Source organism: Cyanobacterium sp. Dongsha4, assembly GCF_036345015.1.
Classification (GTDB): Bacteria; Cyanobacteriota; Cyanobacteriia; order Cyanobacteriales; family Cyanobacteriaceae; genus PCC-10605.
In genome coordinates this window covers 2,595,384-2,611,638 of record NZ_CP084098.1, presented here as the reverse complement: position 1 = coordinate 2,611,638, position 16,255 = coordinate 2,595,384, and the positions used below count along the sequence as shown (strand labels likewise).

The following is a 16,255-nucleotide window of genomic DNA, read 5'->3' as shown; positions in this document are numbered from 1 at the left end:
CCAATACCTTGACATCTGTAACCGAACTCCGTTCACGACTGAAAGGAGTGTACGAGCGCTCGAGCGTTCTCTCCGAACTCTCTACTCATTCTTTTGCAACTTAGCTAATAAGGTAATCCATTCTTGTTCTTGGGGGGTGAGATGTCCGCTTTCTAGGGCTGATTTAAGCCATTGTTTATCTTCTTTGGTCATTAAGCGGGGTGACATATTACATAGTCGGGATAAATCCCAACGCCATATTTTTAAGGTGCGATCGCCACTTCCTGTTATTAAGTTTGTACCATCATCAGTAAATTTTATTCGAGTGATAATTCCTTGATGTACATTTAAAGTATTAACATTTTCTCCTGTGGTTAAATCCCACATTCTCACGGTTTTATCTCTTCCTCCCGTAGCTAATAAGCGTCCATCAGGGCTAATATCTAAACAAAAAATACCATCTTCGTGACCAGTAAAAGTATCTAATAGATTATGGGTGGTTAATGACCATATTTTCACTGTACCATCATCACCACCAGTCACAAGGTTTTCATTATCAGAGGTAATTGCTAAACACCAAACTCTCCCTAAATGTCCTTCTAAAGTAGCAATTTCTTTTCCTTCTTCTAAAGACCATAATTTAATTGTGTGATCTTTACTGGCAGAAGCTAAAATTTTGTTATCCGAGGTAACAGCTAAATCACAAATGGCATCCTGATGACCAAATAAATTATAAAGATGATCTCCTTCTGGTAAACGCCATACTCTGATACTATTATCTTTTGTTCCCCCTCCAGCAATTAACAAACTGTCATCTTGGGATAGAATCACTTTTTCTACTTCCCTTTGATGTCCCCGTAAATTTTTAAATAATCTACTCTGGGGATATTGCCATAACCTTATTTCTTGGTAACTAGCACTAGCTATCAGTTTAGCGGACTTCGTCATAGCTAAAGACCATACAGAAGCAGTATTTGCCGATAAATTACCAATTAAATTACCTTCAGGTAAACGCCATAAAGAAACTGTTTTATCTCGACTGCCACTAGCTAAAATCGTGCCATCACCGCTTAAACAGAGGCTAGTAATGGGTTTTAAATGTCCGTTAAGAGTATTCAACAGTTGTCCTGTATTTATATCCCAGACTCTAATTAATTCATCTCCTGCACTAACTAATGTTTTACAATCAGGAGAAATTGCGATCGCTTCTATAGCTTTGGAATGTCCTTCTAAGGTGTGGTAACAACGAACTAAATTTCCTTGAGGAGGAATATTGCTTTTAATATTTTGAAATAATTGACTTAATTGAGTTAATTTTTGCTTTAATTCGGGTTCTTTAATGGCTAAACGTTTAGTTTCGAGCTTTTTAACTATTTTCTGGCTAAAAACTGCGGGAACTATGGGCACAAATGACATTAATAAATTCCAGTGTTGCCCCATCACCATTGTTTGAATAATATTTTCCCATTGACTTTTATTAATTTCTCTTAGTCGTCTGCCTTTTTTGCCCCCCAATACAATCCAAATCCACTCTAATCTTTTAAAGGCGATACCATGTTTTTCTATTCTTTCTTGTAATTCTGAAGCAGTATGATAGTAAAAATTCTCTAAAAGTTGATAATCGGGGTCAATTTCTCGATATTTATCCCATTGCTGTGTAAAATAACAGAATAAAGCGGCTTGAGATGGATCTGAGGGAGTGTAACCGCATTCGGTAGCTAAGGTTAATGCTTCTTGATTATTTTCTTCACTGGCAAGACGACAAACTTCCTCTTGTAGTTCGGGTTGAGAGAGGGTAGTGAGCCACATTTGAGCTATTTTTTTGATAAAAGCATCATTTTCTGTTAGATATAAATCAATTAAAGGTGCAATAATTCCTGTTCCTTTTTCGTCGATAATGCCCCGCCATCCTAAATTTAAAGCTGTTAACAATCTCAATTCAGGGGGGCTTGTTGTTACCCATCCTTTTAACTTAATAAGTTTACTTAATTCTTCATCTCTGGTTTCTGCCCATATTCGACATATTACATCTGTTAAGGCAGTTTCTTGAATTTTGATGCTTTTTAAACTGCTTAAAATCAGATTACGAAAAGTTTTGTCTTGACTGAAAATAAAAGCTCTGATTAATAATTCCAAGGCTTGAGGAGTTTTTTCTTCAATTAACTCTTTAGCGGCATTTTGTCGGATGCGATCGCCGAAGAAGGGAGTATCATTGTATAGTTGTTCTTCTAGTTTCTTTAATTTATCCTCATCCATAAGACTTAAATTTGTATTTAGGGGCATCAAAATAATTATAGTTAATTATTAGGCTTTACTCAAAAAGTCTTTGTTCAACATAGAGACAGTAATAAAATAGGGGATTTGGGGTATTAGGGTGTTGGGGTATTAGGGAGAAATTAAATCTTAAACGGCATCATTACTAATTACTAATTGTTTATTACCTTTGCCCCTTGCCCCTTGCCCTTTGACCTTTTTTCTTTGCTCTTTTCCTCATAACTCATAGATAAAATTTATCTCGAACTCAGGTTATGTATATAAAATAGAAGAAAAGTGGAAACGTGACGGTAAAAAAGGGAAAGCCAAAATGTTCAAGCATGATGTATTTATTGTTGGTGGCGGTTTAGCAGGATGTCGTGCGGCATTGGAAATAAAAAAACAAAATCCTACCTTAGATGTGGCTTTAGTGGCAAAAACTCACCCGATTCGATCGCACTCTGTGGCAGCGCAAGGAGGTATTGCCGCCAGTTTGAAAAACGTTGATCCAGATGACGAATGGAAAGCCCACGCCTTTGACACTGTCAAAGGTTCAGACTATTTAGCAGATCAAGACGCTGTGGAATATCTTACCAAAGAAGCCCCCGAAGTGATCATCGAATTAGAACATTTAGGGGTATTATTTTCCCGTTTAGAAGATGGTAGAATTGCCCAGAGGGCATTTGGAGGGCATTCCCATAAACGCACCTGTTACGCCGCCGATAAAACAGGTCATGCTATACTCCATGAATTAGTGAATAATTTACGCCGTTTTGGTGTCACTATCTACGAAGAATGGTATGTGATGGAATTAATCTTTGAAGGAAAAGAAGCCAAAGGGGTAGTGATGTTTAACATCGGTGATGGGCGTTTAGAAATAGTTTCCGCTAAGGCGATAATGTTTGCCACTGGTGGTTATGGTAGGGTATTTAACACCACTTCCAATGATTACGCCTCCACTGGGGATGGTTTGGCAATGAGTGCCTTAGTTAACATACCCTTAGAAGATATGGAATTTGTACAGTTTCATCCAACGGGGTTGTATCCTGTGGGAGTTTTAATTTCTGAAGCAGTGCGAGGAGAAGGGGCATATTTGCGCAACAGCGAAGGGGAAAGATTTATGGCACATTACGCCCCCAATCAGATGGAATTAGCACCCCGTGACATTACCTCCCGTGCAATAGTGATGGAAATTCGAGCAGGAAGGGGCATTAATCCCGATGGTAGTAGTGGCGGTATTTACGTTCATTTAGACTTAACCCATATGGGCAAGGAAAAGATAATGAGTCGTGTGCCGTTTTGTTGGGAAGAAGCTCATCGTTTAGTGGGGGTGGATGCGGTAACTCAACCGATGCCCGTGCGTCCCACAGCCCATTATTGTATGGGGGGGATTCCCGTCAATACCGATGGTAGAGTGAGACTTAATGGGGAAGAATTGACAGAAGGATTTTTTGCGGCAGGAGAATGTGCCTGTGTTTCTGTGCATGGTGCAAATCGTCTCGGTAGTAATTCCCTCCTTGAATGTGTGGTTTATGGTAGAAGAGTAGGACGTGCGATCGCATCTTATGTGCCTAATCGTAATTTACCTGACATTGATGAAAAGAAATATTTAACTAAAGCTGAAAAACGCATTAAAGATTTACTTAACCAAGAAGGCAATATCCGCATCAATAGTTTAAGAAAGGAATTTCAAGACTGTATGACGGAGCATTGTGGCGTATTTCGCACTGAGGAAGTTATGGGAGAAGGATTGAGCTGTATTCAAGAGTTAAAAGCTAAATATAGTCAAATATATCTTGATGATAAGGGGCATTATTGGAATCAAGAATTAATCGAAGCCCTTGAATTGCAAAATATTATGGTAGTCGGGGAAATAATTTTAACTTCTGCTTTTCACCGTCAAGAAAGTAGAGGTGCTCATTCACGGGAGGATTTTCCTACAAGAAATGATCAACAATACTTACAACATACCCTTGCTTACTATTCTTCAGACGGAGTAAAAATCGATTATATGCCTGTTGTGGTAAATATGTTTGAACCAAAGGAAAGAAAATATTAAATTCTTGACATTAATCATCAAATTTACTAGCAATGGTGGAAAAAAAGGGAAAAGGGCAAGAGGTAAACCCTTCCGTATCTACCCTTCAAAGAAACCTCTTTATGTTTTTCTCTAACTGAGTCTTTACAATTATATAACCAGATAGTAGAATGGTCATATAATCAATATAAATAACTTAAGATATTATGTTGTTTCGTCAATTATTTGATCAGGATACTTGGACTTATACTTATTTAATTGCCGACGAGGATAGCAAGGAAGCGGTTTTAGTTGATCCTGTTTTAGAACAAGTTGATCGTGATTTTCAGTTAATCAAAGAATTGGGGTTAAATTTAATTTTTTGCCTAGAAACCCATGTTCATGCGGATCATATTACGGGTACTGGTAAATTGAAACAATTAGCCCATTGTATTGGCATAGTACCTGAAAAAGCTAAGGTTAGTTGTGCCGATCGACACATTCTCGATGGAGAAGTCCTTAAGGTGGGCAAAATCGAAATAAAAGCGATCGCATCTCCCGGACATACAGATTGTCATTTTGCGTATTTAGTAGATGGTACTCATCTTTTAACAGGGGATGCTTTATTTATCAGAGGTTGTGGTAGAACTGATTTTCAGAGTGGCAATGCGGGGGATTTGTACGAGTCTATTACGGAAAAATTCTTTACTTTACCAGATAATACTTTAGTTTATCCCGGTCATGATTATCGAGGGCAAATGGTGTCAACTATTAAGGAAGAAAAACAGTTTAATCCTCGGATTGCCCATAAAAACAAAGCGGAATTTGTCGAGATTATGAATAATCTAAATTTACCTAATCCGACTAAAATCATGGAAGCTATCCCCGCAAATCAACAATGTGGTAATATTCCTAGCTTAGTTTAATCATTAAAAACAATAATTTTCAAGTAGTAATAAAAAACGAATCTTTCTACTCATCAATCAGGAGGAAAAATGGTCTGTATTCCTGTAAAAAAAGAAAAAATCATTTTGATTTCGCCTCTACAATTATACGCTAAGTTAAGTCAAGAATCTGTTACTTTAGTTGATGTCCGAGAATTATCAGAATATAAGCAAGGACATATTACTGGAGCATTACTCAAGCCTACTTCTTTACTAACTACCCAAGAATTACATAATCTTGCCCAACAGGATAATTTAGTCATTTATTGTCGTTCTGGAAAACGCTCTGGTGATGTGGCACAACAATTGATTGCGATGGGTAAAAAATTTGTTTTTGATTTAGAAGGAGGTATTTTGGGGTGGCAATCTCATCATCTTCCCGTTGAGTTGTAACCTAAATATTTTATTTGTGATATGCGTTATACAATCGCCTTATTTTTAGCAGTTTTAGTTGGTTTAAGTCTCGGTTTAATTGGTGGCGGTGGCTCGATTTTAGCTGTGCCTATTCTCAAATATGTAGTAGGTGTAACAGCAAAAGAAGCGATCGCCATGAGTCTATTTATAGTTGGAATAGTTAGTATAGTTGGTTTAATACCCCATTGGCAACAAAAGAATGTTAATTTACCCGTTGCAGTTAGTTTTATTCCTCCTGCTATGATAGGGGCTTTTTTAGGATCAAAAATAACGACTCTACCCTTTATTACTGATACTATTCAACTGGTTAGTTTTGCAATAATTATGTTACTAGCCAGTATTTTCATGATAAAAAAAAGCGGTAAAAAAAGTGAAATTAATAAAGAAGTAAATTCAGAAAAAATCATTTATCAAAATAACATTTATCAAAAAATAATTCTCACAACTTTTCAAGGATTAGGAGTTGGTATTTTAACAGGATTTGTCGGAGTAGGTGGAGGATTTTTAATCATTCCCTGTTTAGTATTAGTCGGGGGAATTCCTATGAAAGAAGCAGTTGGAACATCTCTTTTAATTATTGCCACTAATTCCGCCAGTGCTTTTTTTGGCTACTTAAATCAGGTAGAATTAAATTGGTTTGTAATGATAACTTTTAGCTTATTTGCTAGTTTAGGTATTATTGTCGGAGCAAAATTAGGTCAAAAAATAGAGGCAAAATCTTTACAAAAAGCCTTCGGTTACTTTGTCTTAGTAGTTGCAGTTTTTATCTTAATTGCAAGATAACATTAAAATTCTTTCACACAGTAATTATGATAAACTATTTCTTGAAAAAGGTTTCAGATGACAGATAGCAGGTTTGACGGTTGTAGGTGTTAAAGTTATTGTTAATTAAACACTTTTGCCTTCCTCTCTCAAGAGAAGAGATAAAGGGGGGTTTCTTTTAAGGGGAAACACAGAGGGATTTGCCCCTTGCCCATCGCCTTTTGCCTACCTTTGTCAAAATACCTTTTCGTCAACTCCTAATTACTTAATTCCTTATTGCTTTGTTTCAAGCCACTCGTCGTCGTTTAGCCATTTGGTACACAAGTATTACTGCAATCTTGTTAATTATTTTTGCCACAGGTATTTATGGATATGTTTATAAAACTTTGTTAGATCGTATTGATGATACATTAAAACACGTTATTGAAATAGTTGAACCATCTTTAGTAATAGAAGAAATAGCAGTTGCGGAAGGAAAGTATCGAGTTAATTTAGACAAAAGTTTTTATCAACATCCTCATGCCACTAATCAAGTAGAAGATGATCATATTGATTTAGAATGGTTTAGTCCTAATGGTGAGTTACTATGGGAAACTTTAGAAAAACCTTTACCAATTCCTCTTTCTTTTCACTCTGGAGGAAAAACCATCCGCATTTCTGATGATTACTTATTACGTCAAATCACGAAAAGGATTGAAAAAGGGCGTTATGTTTTAGGATATTTGCGAGTAAGTCACCCTTTATTTGATGTGGTTAAACCTATTCAACAATTAATAGTTGATTTGAGTTTGGGCATTATATTACTAATTATTAGTGTCGGCGCTATTGGTTGGTTTTTGTCAGGTATTGCTATTCAACCAGTTAAAGATTCTTACCAAAGTTTAAAACAATTTACGGCGGATGCTTCTCACGAATTGCGTAATCCTTTAGCGACTATTAAAACGAATATTCAAAGTTTATTATCCTATCCAGATATAGATATTAATACTCAACAAAAACAGTTAAAAATTTTAGATAGATTAACAGAAAGATTAAATAATTTAGTCAATGATTTATTATTTTTAGCTAGAAATGATAGTGGCATTGTTAATTATAATTTTGGAGAAATACCTTTAGATGGTTTATTATTAGAAGTCATTGAAGAACAGAAAATTATTGCTAATAATAGTAATATAGATTTACTTTTTGATATTTTAGATAGTGATATAAACTGGCAAGAATTAAATAATGAACCTTATACTATTATTGGTGATTGGACTCAATTAAATCGTCTATTTACCAACTTAATTAGTAATAGCATAATTCATGGTAAAGGAGATAAAAATTTATCAGAAAAATTAGTAATTAAAGTACAATTAAGCAGTTATAAAAAACATCAAAAAATTTATCATCAAGTAGAAGTTAAAGATAATGGCGTTGGTATCAAAGAATCGATGTTATCTCATTTATTTGAGCGATTTTATCGGGGAGATTCTGCTCGTAGCAATAATAGTTTTGGTAATTCTAGCACAGGATTAGGACTTGCGATCGCACTTGCTATTGTGGAAAATCATCAGGGAAAAATCAAGGTAGAAAGTAAAGAAAATGAGGGTTGTAATTTTATCGTCACTATTCCTTGTTTAATCAACTGAGGTTATTTACTGCGACTAATTGCCGCAATAATAGTATCTTTAACAGATTCAAACTGTTTTTTCAAGGCGATTTTGCTTATTTGTGCTTGAGAGCTAGAAGACGGAGAAGGGGTAATTTTTCCTAAAAATTGTTCTATTTTTTGAGCTTTATCGTCATTAATTTTTACTGTTAATAATTGCTTATATTTATGAGGTTTTCCTAATTCAAATAAAAGAATATAGTAGAGATTTTTACTGATTAAATTGTTAACTATTTGAGAACCAATTTCTGTTTTTAAATCTAAATAACAAGGTAGCCATTTAGGCTCATAATTACGGCGATATAATAAATTAGCCCATAGAATCATCGGATGAGGGCTTAATTGAAATAGAAAATGATTAAAACAAAAAGTTGATTTAGGAATAAAACGATTAACTTCATCTGACTCTAACATAGTCCATAAACTGGAAAAATTACCTTCTTGAGCTTCTGTTAAACAGGGAAAAACAATTTTTTTCTGAGGTTTATCTTTAGGCCAACTACTTTGAGCATAAACAGTTAGTAACGGTAAATTTTCACTAAATACTGTTTTTCTTCTCGCAAAGGAATCAGGATTACTATTAATTTCAGAATTATTTTTTTTATTATATTCTCTCTCTAAAGGTGTAATAATCTTTAAAATTTCACCTATATTTTGAGGGCGATCGCATCTTGACTTAGATAGACATTTCATCACTAAATCATGTAACTCAGGAGGTAACGCCAAATAACTAGGTAAAGGCTTTGGAATATTCTCATGATGTGCCTTAAACCATGCCTGAAAAGTTTTGCCATCTGCAGTAATAGGAGTTTTTTGGGTTAACATTTGATACATTAATACGCCCAAACTATAAATATCTGAAGTAGGCTGTAACTCTTCTTCCGCCATTTGCTCAGGGGAGCAGTATTCTGGAGTACCCATGAAACGTTGTTGAGTTGAACCCTGTTGTGGTTCTTGAATTTGAGCAATACCAAAATCGAGAATTTTAGCGATAACATCCCCTTCTCCAGTCTTGGCTAAGAAAATATTACTAGGCTTAATATCACGGTGAATAATAGTGGCTAATTCTCCATTGACTAAAATACCATTATGGGCGCATTCTAATCCTAAACAAATCTGCTTAATTAAATATAAAAATCTGCCAACAGAAATAGTTTTTTTCTTAATGAGGCTATCTAAATCATCCCCTTCAAGATACTCCATTACATAAAAAGGAACTTGATTTTCACTAATTCCATAATCTTTAACCCTAACAATATGCTGACTTTGCTCCCCTAATAAAGCACTTATTTTCGCTTCATTTTCAAAACGAAAACGCATCTTATCATCTAATAGGGCTTGAGACAAAAATTTAATAGCAACAAGATTGTCACCTGATTGAGTATCGATCGCTCTATAAACCTGCCCCATTGCACCCCTACCTATTTGACTAACTAACTGATAGCGATTTGCCAATAAATTGCCAGAGTCTTTACCGAAAGATTTAACCAAATCAGATAGAGGTTTAAACATACATTTTAAGAATTAGGATTTGAGAAATAATAGTTTCAGAGATTGGGGTGTTAGGGAAGACTAGTTCTGGGTTCGGAGTTCTGGGTTCGGAGTTTTTAATTCTTGATTAGCAACTATTTATCTTTGCTTCTTGCCCTTTGCCCTTGTGAATCCATTAACCATTCATTATTCATTATTAACTATAAAGTTTCATCACATCACCTAAACTTTTTACCTGAAAACCCTCGCCTTTGGCAGTCATTTCCCAATCATCATCTACACGGGCAATTTCGGCCATAACCATTCCCGTTTTTCCTTGATAACCATTTCCAGAGAGGGTATAACGAGCAATTTCTTGATTATTGCTTAAATTAACCAGACGCACAAAGGCATTTTCTACCTGAGAAAAATCCTGATTTCTTTCGAGGGCATTATAAATATTAACCACAAAAACTAATTTGTGAATATTTTTAGGAATCAAAGGTAATTTAACTAATATTTGCTCATCGTCACCTTCTCCTGCTCCAGTTAGATTATCTCCCATGTGATTAATCGCATCAGAATAATGACGTAAATTGCCGAAAAAAACGATTTCACTATTTGATTTTATTTTACCATCTTGGTTCAAACATAAAACGGAAGCATCTAAATCAAAATCTGTGGTAAATAAACCACTTAAAAAACCGCCTTTTTTCTTGGCTACATCCCAACCTAAACCACACATTAGTTGTTCTAATTTAGGGGCTTCTTTTTTTAGTGAAATTCTTTGTCCTTTTTGTAAATTAATTCCCATGATGATTAATAAATAATTAAGTAATAAGTAGAAGTCAGGAGTTAGGGTATTAGGGTATTGGGGTATTAGGAAAAAACTAATTCTTAATTATCAACTTTCACCTTTGCCCCTTGCCCTTTTTACTTTGCCCCTTGCTTCCTATTGATAACGATTGAGTAAAGCCTGTAAGCCTCCTTGATAACCAGCCCCAACGGCATTCATGCGCCATTCACCATCTTTGCGGTAAATTTCTGCCATAATTAAAGCGGTTTCTGTGGAAAAATCTTCTTCTAAGTCATAGCGTAAAACTTCTTCTTTGGTTTCTACATTTACTAATCTGACAAAGGCGTTTCTAACTTGACCAAAATTTTGTTTTCTCTTATCTGCATCATAAATAGTTACAGTTATAGCTATGCGGTTGACATCTGTTGGTACTTTTCTTAAGTCAACGATAATAACTTCGTCGTCTCCGTCTCCTTCTCCTGTGAGATTATCTCCCATGTGTTTAATGGACTTTTCAGGGTCTGGACTGGTGAGATTATTATAAAAGATAAAATGCTGGTCAGAAATTAGCTTTTCATTGCTATTGAGCAGAAAAACAGAGGCATCTAAGTCAAAATCTCCTCCTGTATCTGTTGTATTTACATCCCAACCTAAGCCAATGAAAGCCGCATTTAATCCGGGGGCTACTTTATCTAGTGAGACTCTTTGCCCTTTTTGTAATGAAATTGCCATGATTTAAGTTTTTCTCTTGTGGTTTCTTTTTATATATCAGTCTCCATTTTTCATTTTATGCAATCATTCTTATAAAGATGCGATCGAGTTACATAAGTTTAATTTTAATTTTCGTTAGATATTTGAATTAATTTCTCGGCGACAGAGGCTTGAAGGGGTTTGCCGAAAAAATATCCTTGACCAAATTCACATCCTAATTCTTGCAGTGTGTGCAGTTGTTTCTCTGTTTCAATTCCTTCGGCAATAATTTTCATCCCTAAAGTATGTCCTAAAGTAGTAATAGTTTTCACTATTTCTAAATATTTGTTATGGTTTTGCATTTGTCGAATAAATGAGCCATCTATCTTAATAACACTAATGGGGAAGCGATGAAGATAACTAAGAGAAGAGTAACCCGTGCCGAAATCATCTAGGCTTATGGGTATTCGTAACTTATCCAGTTGGCTTAAAATTTTACTCACCGTAATGTTGTTAGACAAAAAAACATTTTCCGTAATTTCTATGTTGAGATGATGAGATTTTAATTCATTGTTGAGTAACACATTATGAATTGTTTGGGGTAAATTAATATCTTCAAATTGTTTGGGAGAAAAATTAACATTGATGCTTAATTCTGAGTGATGATTATATATTGTTTGCCACTGCTTTAATTGACGACAGGATTCTTGTAATACCCAATTTCCCAGAGAAGAAATTAAGCCACATTCTTCGGCGATGGGAATAAACTCTAGGGGTGAAATTAAACCTTTTTTTGGATGTTGCCATCTAATTAAACATTCAAATCCTTTCAAACGCTTTGTTTTCAATTCAACTATTGGTTGATAATATACCCGCATCTCGTTGAATGCCAGTGCCTTTTTTAAATCGCTTTCTATTTCTAAACGTTGGATAGCTTGTTGATGTAATTCTTGGTTAAAAATGGCGTATCTAGCTTTCCCCATTTCTTTGGCTCGATACATGGCTATATCGGCATTGCGTAATAAATCGGCGGCATTTTGACACTGATAATTACCAATAACGATACCAATACTGGCGGAAGGGCTAAAATGATGATTAAACAACGGAGATGATTTACTCAACTGCATTTTGATAGTTTCTGCTGTCTCAATGGCATGGGTAACATCGCTAATATTATCTAGTAAAATACCAAATTCATCCCCTCCTAAACGGGCAACAGTATCACTTTCTCTTATACAGCGTTGGAATAATTGTCCACAAAAAATCAAAAGGCGATCGCCTACGTGATGTCCTAAGCTATCATTAACTAATTTGAAACGATCTAAATCTATAAATAAAATAGCAAATTGATAATCGGGAAAACGATGACAATGACGAATTAACATCTTAACTCTGTCAATAAACAGACTGCGATTAGGTAAATTAGTCAAAGAATCATGTAAAGCATCGTAAATCAACTTTTCTTGAATTTTTTTTCTTTCCTCATTTTCTAGCCGTAACTCTTGATTTAATCTTTCTAGTTCATCAGTTCTTATTTTTACCCTTTCTTCTAACTCTTGATTTAATTGTTTTAATTCTAATCTTGTCCTCAACAAACCCATTTGGGTGTCAACTCTGGCTAATACCTCGGCAACTTCAAAAGGCTTTGTAATATAGTCTATTCCCCCAATAGCAAAGGCTTGTATTTTTTCTTGTATTTCGTCGGCAGAGCTCAAAAAAATTATCGGTATATCTTTCGTTTTATTACTTTCTTTTAAACTTTGACAAACCTGATAGCCATTCATCCCGGGCATTTTTATATCTAGTAAAATTAAATCTGGTAATTCATGTTTAATACTCATCAAAGCCAAATAACCATTTTTCGCACAACGCACTTGATAACCTTGAGAAGTCAAAGTTTGTGATAATAAATCAAGATTTTCTAAAACATCATCAACAATTAAAATACTGCCTAATGAGTTTTGCTGGGGTAACATATTCATTGGTAATTTATTGAGTTAGCCTGATTATTTGCTCAAAATCATACTCTTTTATCATTTTATTTAATATTTTTAGTAGTGGATCATATTCAGAAGGAATTAACTGAAGAAGTAGAGATATTTTGTCTCTATTTAATTCTTTTGCGGCTTTATTTAATTTATTAATCCATTCTGATGGCATTTTTTGTAAAGTGTTTTTGATCAGTTTTTCTTTTACGTCTAAACTTTCTTTAGTGTCATTAACTGATGTGTTTGTGTCTAAATTAATACCTAAATGTTGAGCTATTTTGGTTAGTAATATATTTTCAACAATAGGTTTCATGACAAAATCATCGCAACCTTTACAAGTAGCTTTTTCAACATCATTAGCAAAGGCACTAGCAGAAACAACAATAATTTTAGGTTGAGGTAAGTCTTTTTTTTCTCGAATAATTTGTGTGACTTCTAAACCGCTTAAAATAGGTATTTGTATATCCATTAATATCAAATCTGGTAAATATTTTTCCCACATATTAAGGGCTTTTTCTCCATCTTCCGCTACGGAAATATCAAAGCCCATAGGAGTTAATAATTTGATTAAAAATTGGCTATTTACTTCTATATCTTCTACTATTAAAATCTTATTCTTTTCTGGAGATGCTTTTAAATTTAACTTATTTTTAAATGAAGGATTTAATACATTTTTATTTGTTTGAATAATGGTAGCTGGAATCTGAAAATAAAAAGATGAACCATGATTTAAGCTACTCTTTACTTGTAAATTTCCTCCCATTAATTTAACTAAATTTTTAGAAATAGAAAGTCCTAAACCATTTCCTTGATTAGATTTAATTCCCAATTGTGTTTGTTCAAAAGGTTCAAAAATAATTTTTAATTCTTCTGGGGCAATGCCTACTCCAGTATCTTCTACTATAAATAATAGATTAATTTTTTCTGTATTTTGATTATCTTTTATAGATTGTATTTTGATGCTAATTTTTCCTTGGTTAGTAAACTTAATGGCATTATGAATTAGGTTAATTAATACTTGTTTGAGTTTTCTTTCATCTAAGCGAAGATGATTTGGTATATCAATATCACGGATAATTATTAACTCTAAATTTTTCTCTGAGGTTTTAAGATAAAACATATCCCTCAAACTGTCTAGTAATTTATCCAAGTCACAGTCAGCAAGATTAAGAGATATTTTACCCACTTCGATTTTAGTTAATTCTAAAATATCATTAATTAGGTTAAGTAAATGTTCTCCACTACTATTAATTATTTTTAAGTTTTCTCTTTGTAAATAAGTCAAATTTTCGTCTCTATTGAGTAGTTGACAAAACCCTAAAATGCCATTTAATGGAGTGCGTAATTCATGACTCATTCTTGCTAAAAATTCACTTTTTGCCTGATTGGCTTTATCGGCTTCTTCTTTTGCTATTAATAGTTGTTGGGTTCTAGTTTCAATTCTTTTTTCTAATTCTTGGTTAAGATTTTGTAATTCTTTTTCAGCTTGACTTCTTGCAATTATACCCCCAATACTACCTGCGATCGCTCTTAAGGTAGAAATTTCAATTTCAGTCCAATTTCGTTCACTATGACAATCATCAAAACCCACAAAACCCCAAAATTCATCTTTAATAAGAATAGGTACAACTAATAAAGATAAAATACCTTGAGGTTGAAGAACAATTCTTTCTAATTCGGGAAAATCTCTTACATTTCCTGCTACTGTGTCACCCGATAAAAGTATGTTATACCAACGGGGTATAAAATCATCAAAAGGCATATTTTGTAAGTAAGGATTATCTATTTCTGGGGTGATTCCTTCGGCTACCCATTCCCATAATTGACTATAAGCAGGTTTATCCCATTGAGGATGAGGATGTACATTAAATATATAGATGCGATCGACTTTTGTTGCTTTTCCTAAAGTATCTAAAGCCTGATTAATACCCTTATTATAATCTTTTACTGTGAGTAAATAATTTGTAGCATCAGCAACTCCTTTCAATAAACGTTCGACTCGCAGTAATTTACTTTCCATAAGCGGATACTAGAGGATTAAGAGATTTTGATGTTGGAGTATTGAGGGATTGGGGAAGTAGAGGCTTGGGATATTAGGGTATTAGGGAGAAGTTAATTAAACACTTTTGCCCTTCTCCCTATTTAGGGAGAATAAAGGGAAGTTTGCCCCTTACCCTTCTAACTTTACTCTTTGCTTTTTGCCTTGTTTTAATTACTCATTGCCCATAATTTTTTCATATCCTAATGAGCCGATAATAAAAGCAATAATAAAAATAATCGGGTTGATACTCAATTGTACTAAGGAAGTAACAGCAGGTCCGGGACAATAACCGCCAATACCCCAACCAATACCAAAAATAACTGCTCCTAAAATTAATTTTAGATCAATATCCTGACGGCTAGGCAAATAAAATTTTTGCTCAAAAAGAGGGTGTTTGAATTTGAGAATAAAACGAAAAGTAATCAAAGTTACTCCTACTGCACCTCCCAAGACAAACATTAAAGTTGCATCCCATTTACCTGCCACATCTAAAAATCCTAGTACTCTTTCTCTGTCAACCATCTGAGAAATACTTAATCCTAAACCGAATAATAATCCACTAATTAGGGCAATTACACTTTGTTTTTTCATCATTTTTTCAATTTAATTTTAGTTATATTTAGTAAGACAATAAAAATACTGATGGAAATAGAAAACGAGGTGATGAATGAAGAAAAGATAGACTAAATTACTCTAATTGATTAAATGTCTAGTGATATAAACAGTTATCATTCCTGATGCCAAAAAACTAATAACTGATACAAGCGATCGCATCGATAACCTACCTAAACCACAAACACCATGACCGCTAGTACAACCATTCCCCATTCTTGTCCCCCAACCAACTAATAAACCGCCTAAAATCATGGGAATAACAGCGACACCAGAAGCAGGAGTGGAGGGAAGAGGTAAAATATACTCATAAATAAATCCCCCTGCAATCATTCCCCCTAAAAAATACCAACGCCATCGTTGAGTCGGCGAAAATTCCAATACTCCGTTAATCATGCCACTAATTCCTGCAATACGCCCATTAAATGCGAGTAAAATACTGGCACTTACTCCAATGAGAATACCCCCCATTAATCCATAAATCCAACTAGATGCGATCGTCATAATACCAATAATTAATTAATCATATAACTTTATAACAATATTTATTATAGTCTGATTGAGGTGTTAGGAAGAAATGGGGTATTAGGGAGAAGTTAATTAAACACTCTTGCCCCTTGCCTCTTACCCTTTGCCCA

13 protein-coding genes are annotated in these 16,255 nt (G+C 34.3%); 5 read left to right on the top strand and 8 right to left on the bottom strand.

Annotated features, from left to right (window positions below):
• Positions 1–81 precede the first annotated feature (81 nt).
• A complete protein-coding gene (locus Dongsha4_RS11360; protein WP_330202501.1) occupies positions 82–2,235 on the bottom strand; it encodes a WD40 repeat domain-containing protein in 2,154 nt (717 codons plus the stop codon).
• A 328-nt stretch (positions 2,236–2,563) separates the two neighbouring features.
• On the opposite strand from Dongsha4_RS11360, the gene Dongsha4_RS11355 reads away from it, so the two are divergent.
• From Dongsha4_RS11355 to Dongsha4_RS11335, 5 genes are all read left to right on the top strand, one after another.
• Positions 2,564–4,291, top strand: a complete 1,728-nt coding sequence (locus Dongsha4_RS11355) for a succinate dehydrogenase/fumarate reductase flavoprotein subunit (protein WP_330202500.1) — start codon at positions 2,564–2,566, stop codon at positions 4,289–4,291.
• A gap of 185 nt (positions 4,292–4,476) precedes the next feature.
• Positions 4,477–5,175 carry an MBL fold metallo-hydrolase gene (locus Dongsha4_RS11350; protein ID WP_330202499.1) on the top strand — a complete coding sequence of 233 codons (699 nt, stop codon included), beginning with the start codon at positions 4,477–4,479 and terminating at the stop codon, positions 5,173–5,175.
• Between the two features lie 69 nt (positions 5,176–5,244).
• Positions 5,245–5,586, top strand: coding sequence for a rhodanese-like domain-containing protein (locus Dongsha4_RS11345; RefSeq protein WP_330202498.1), 342 nt, complete (start codon positions 5,245–5,247; stop codon positions 5,584–5,586).
• Positions 5,587–5,607: 21 nt separating this feature from the next.
• On the top strand, positions 5,608–6,390 hold the full coding sequence (locus Dongsha4_RS11340) for a sulfite exporter TauE/SafE family protein (protein WP_330202497.1): 783 nt from the start codon (positions 5,608–5,610) through the stop codon (positions 6,388–6,390).
• Between the two features lie 260 nt (positions 6,391–6,650).
• A complete protein-coding gene (locus Dongsha4_RS11335) occupies positions 6,651–8,000 on the top strand; it encodes a HAMP domain-containing sensor histidine kinase (protein ID WP_330202496.1) in 1,350 nt (449 codons plus the stop codon).
• A gap of 2 nt (positions 8,001–8,002) precedes the next feature.
• Here the strand turns inward: Dongsha4_RS11335 and Dongsha4_RS11330 are convergent, their stop codons facing one another.
• From Dongsha4_RS11330 to Dongsha4_RS11300, 7 genes are all read right to left on the bottom strand, one after another.
• Positions 8,003–9,532: a serine/threonine-protein kinase gene (locus tag Dongsha4_RS11330; protein WP_330202495.1), complete on the bottom strand. Its 1,530-nt coding sequence runs from the start codon at positions 9,530–9,532 to the stop codon at positions 8,003–8,005.
• A gap of 175 nt (positions 9,533–9,707) precedes the next feature.
• On the bottom strand, positions 9,708–10,304 hold the full coding sequence (locus Dongsha4_RS11325) for a TerD family protein (RefSeq protein WP_330202494.1): 597 nt from the start codon (positions 10,302–10,304) through the stop codon (positions 9,708–9,710).
• Between the two features lie 138 nt (positions 10,305–10,442).
• Positions 10,443–11,018 carry a TerD family protein gene (locus Dongsha4_RS11320; RefSeq protein ID WP_330202493.1) on the bottom strand — a complete coding sequence of 192 codons (576 nt, stop codon included), beginning with the start codon at positions 11,016–11,018 and terminating at the stop codon, positions 10,443–10,445.
• Between the two features lie 104 nt (positions 11,019–11,122).
• Positions 11,123–12,958 (bottom strand): two-component system response regulator, encoded by a 1,836-nt coding sequence (locus Dongsha4_RS11315; protein ID WP_330202492.1) that lies wholly within the window; start codon positions 12,956–12,958, stop codon positions 11,123–11,125.
• A 7-nt stretch (positions 12,959–12,965) separates the two neighbouring features.
• Entirely contained in the window at positions 12,966–14,984 is a 2,019-nt protein-coding gene (locus Dongsha4_RS11310; protein WP_330202491.1) for an ATP-binding protein, read from the bottom strand.
• A 192-nt stretch (positions 14,985–15,176) separates the two neighbouring features.
• Positions 15,177–15,599 carry a DUF6691 family protein gene (locus Dongsha4_RS11305; protein ID WP_330202490.1) on the bottom strand — a complete coding sequence of 141 codons (423 nt, stop codon included), beginning with the start codon at positions 15,597–15,599 and terminating at the stop codon, positions 15,177–15,179.
• Positions 15,600–15,698: 99 nt separating this feature from the next.
• Positions 15,699–16,121, bottom strand: coding sequence for a YeeE/YedE family protein (locus Dongsha4_RS11300; protein WP_015219732.1), 423 nt, complete (start codon positions 16,119–16,121; stop codon positions 15,699–15,701).
• Positions 16,122–16,255 lie beyond the last annotated feature (134 nt).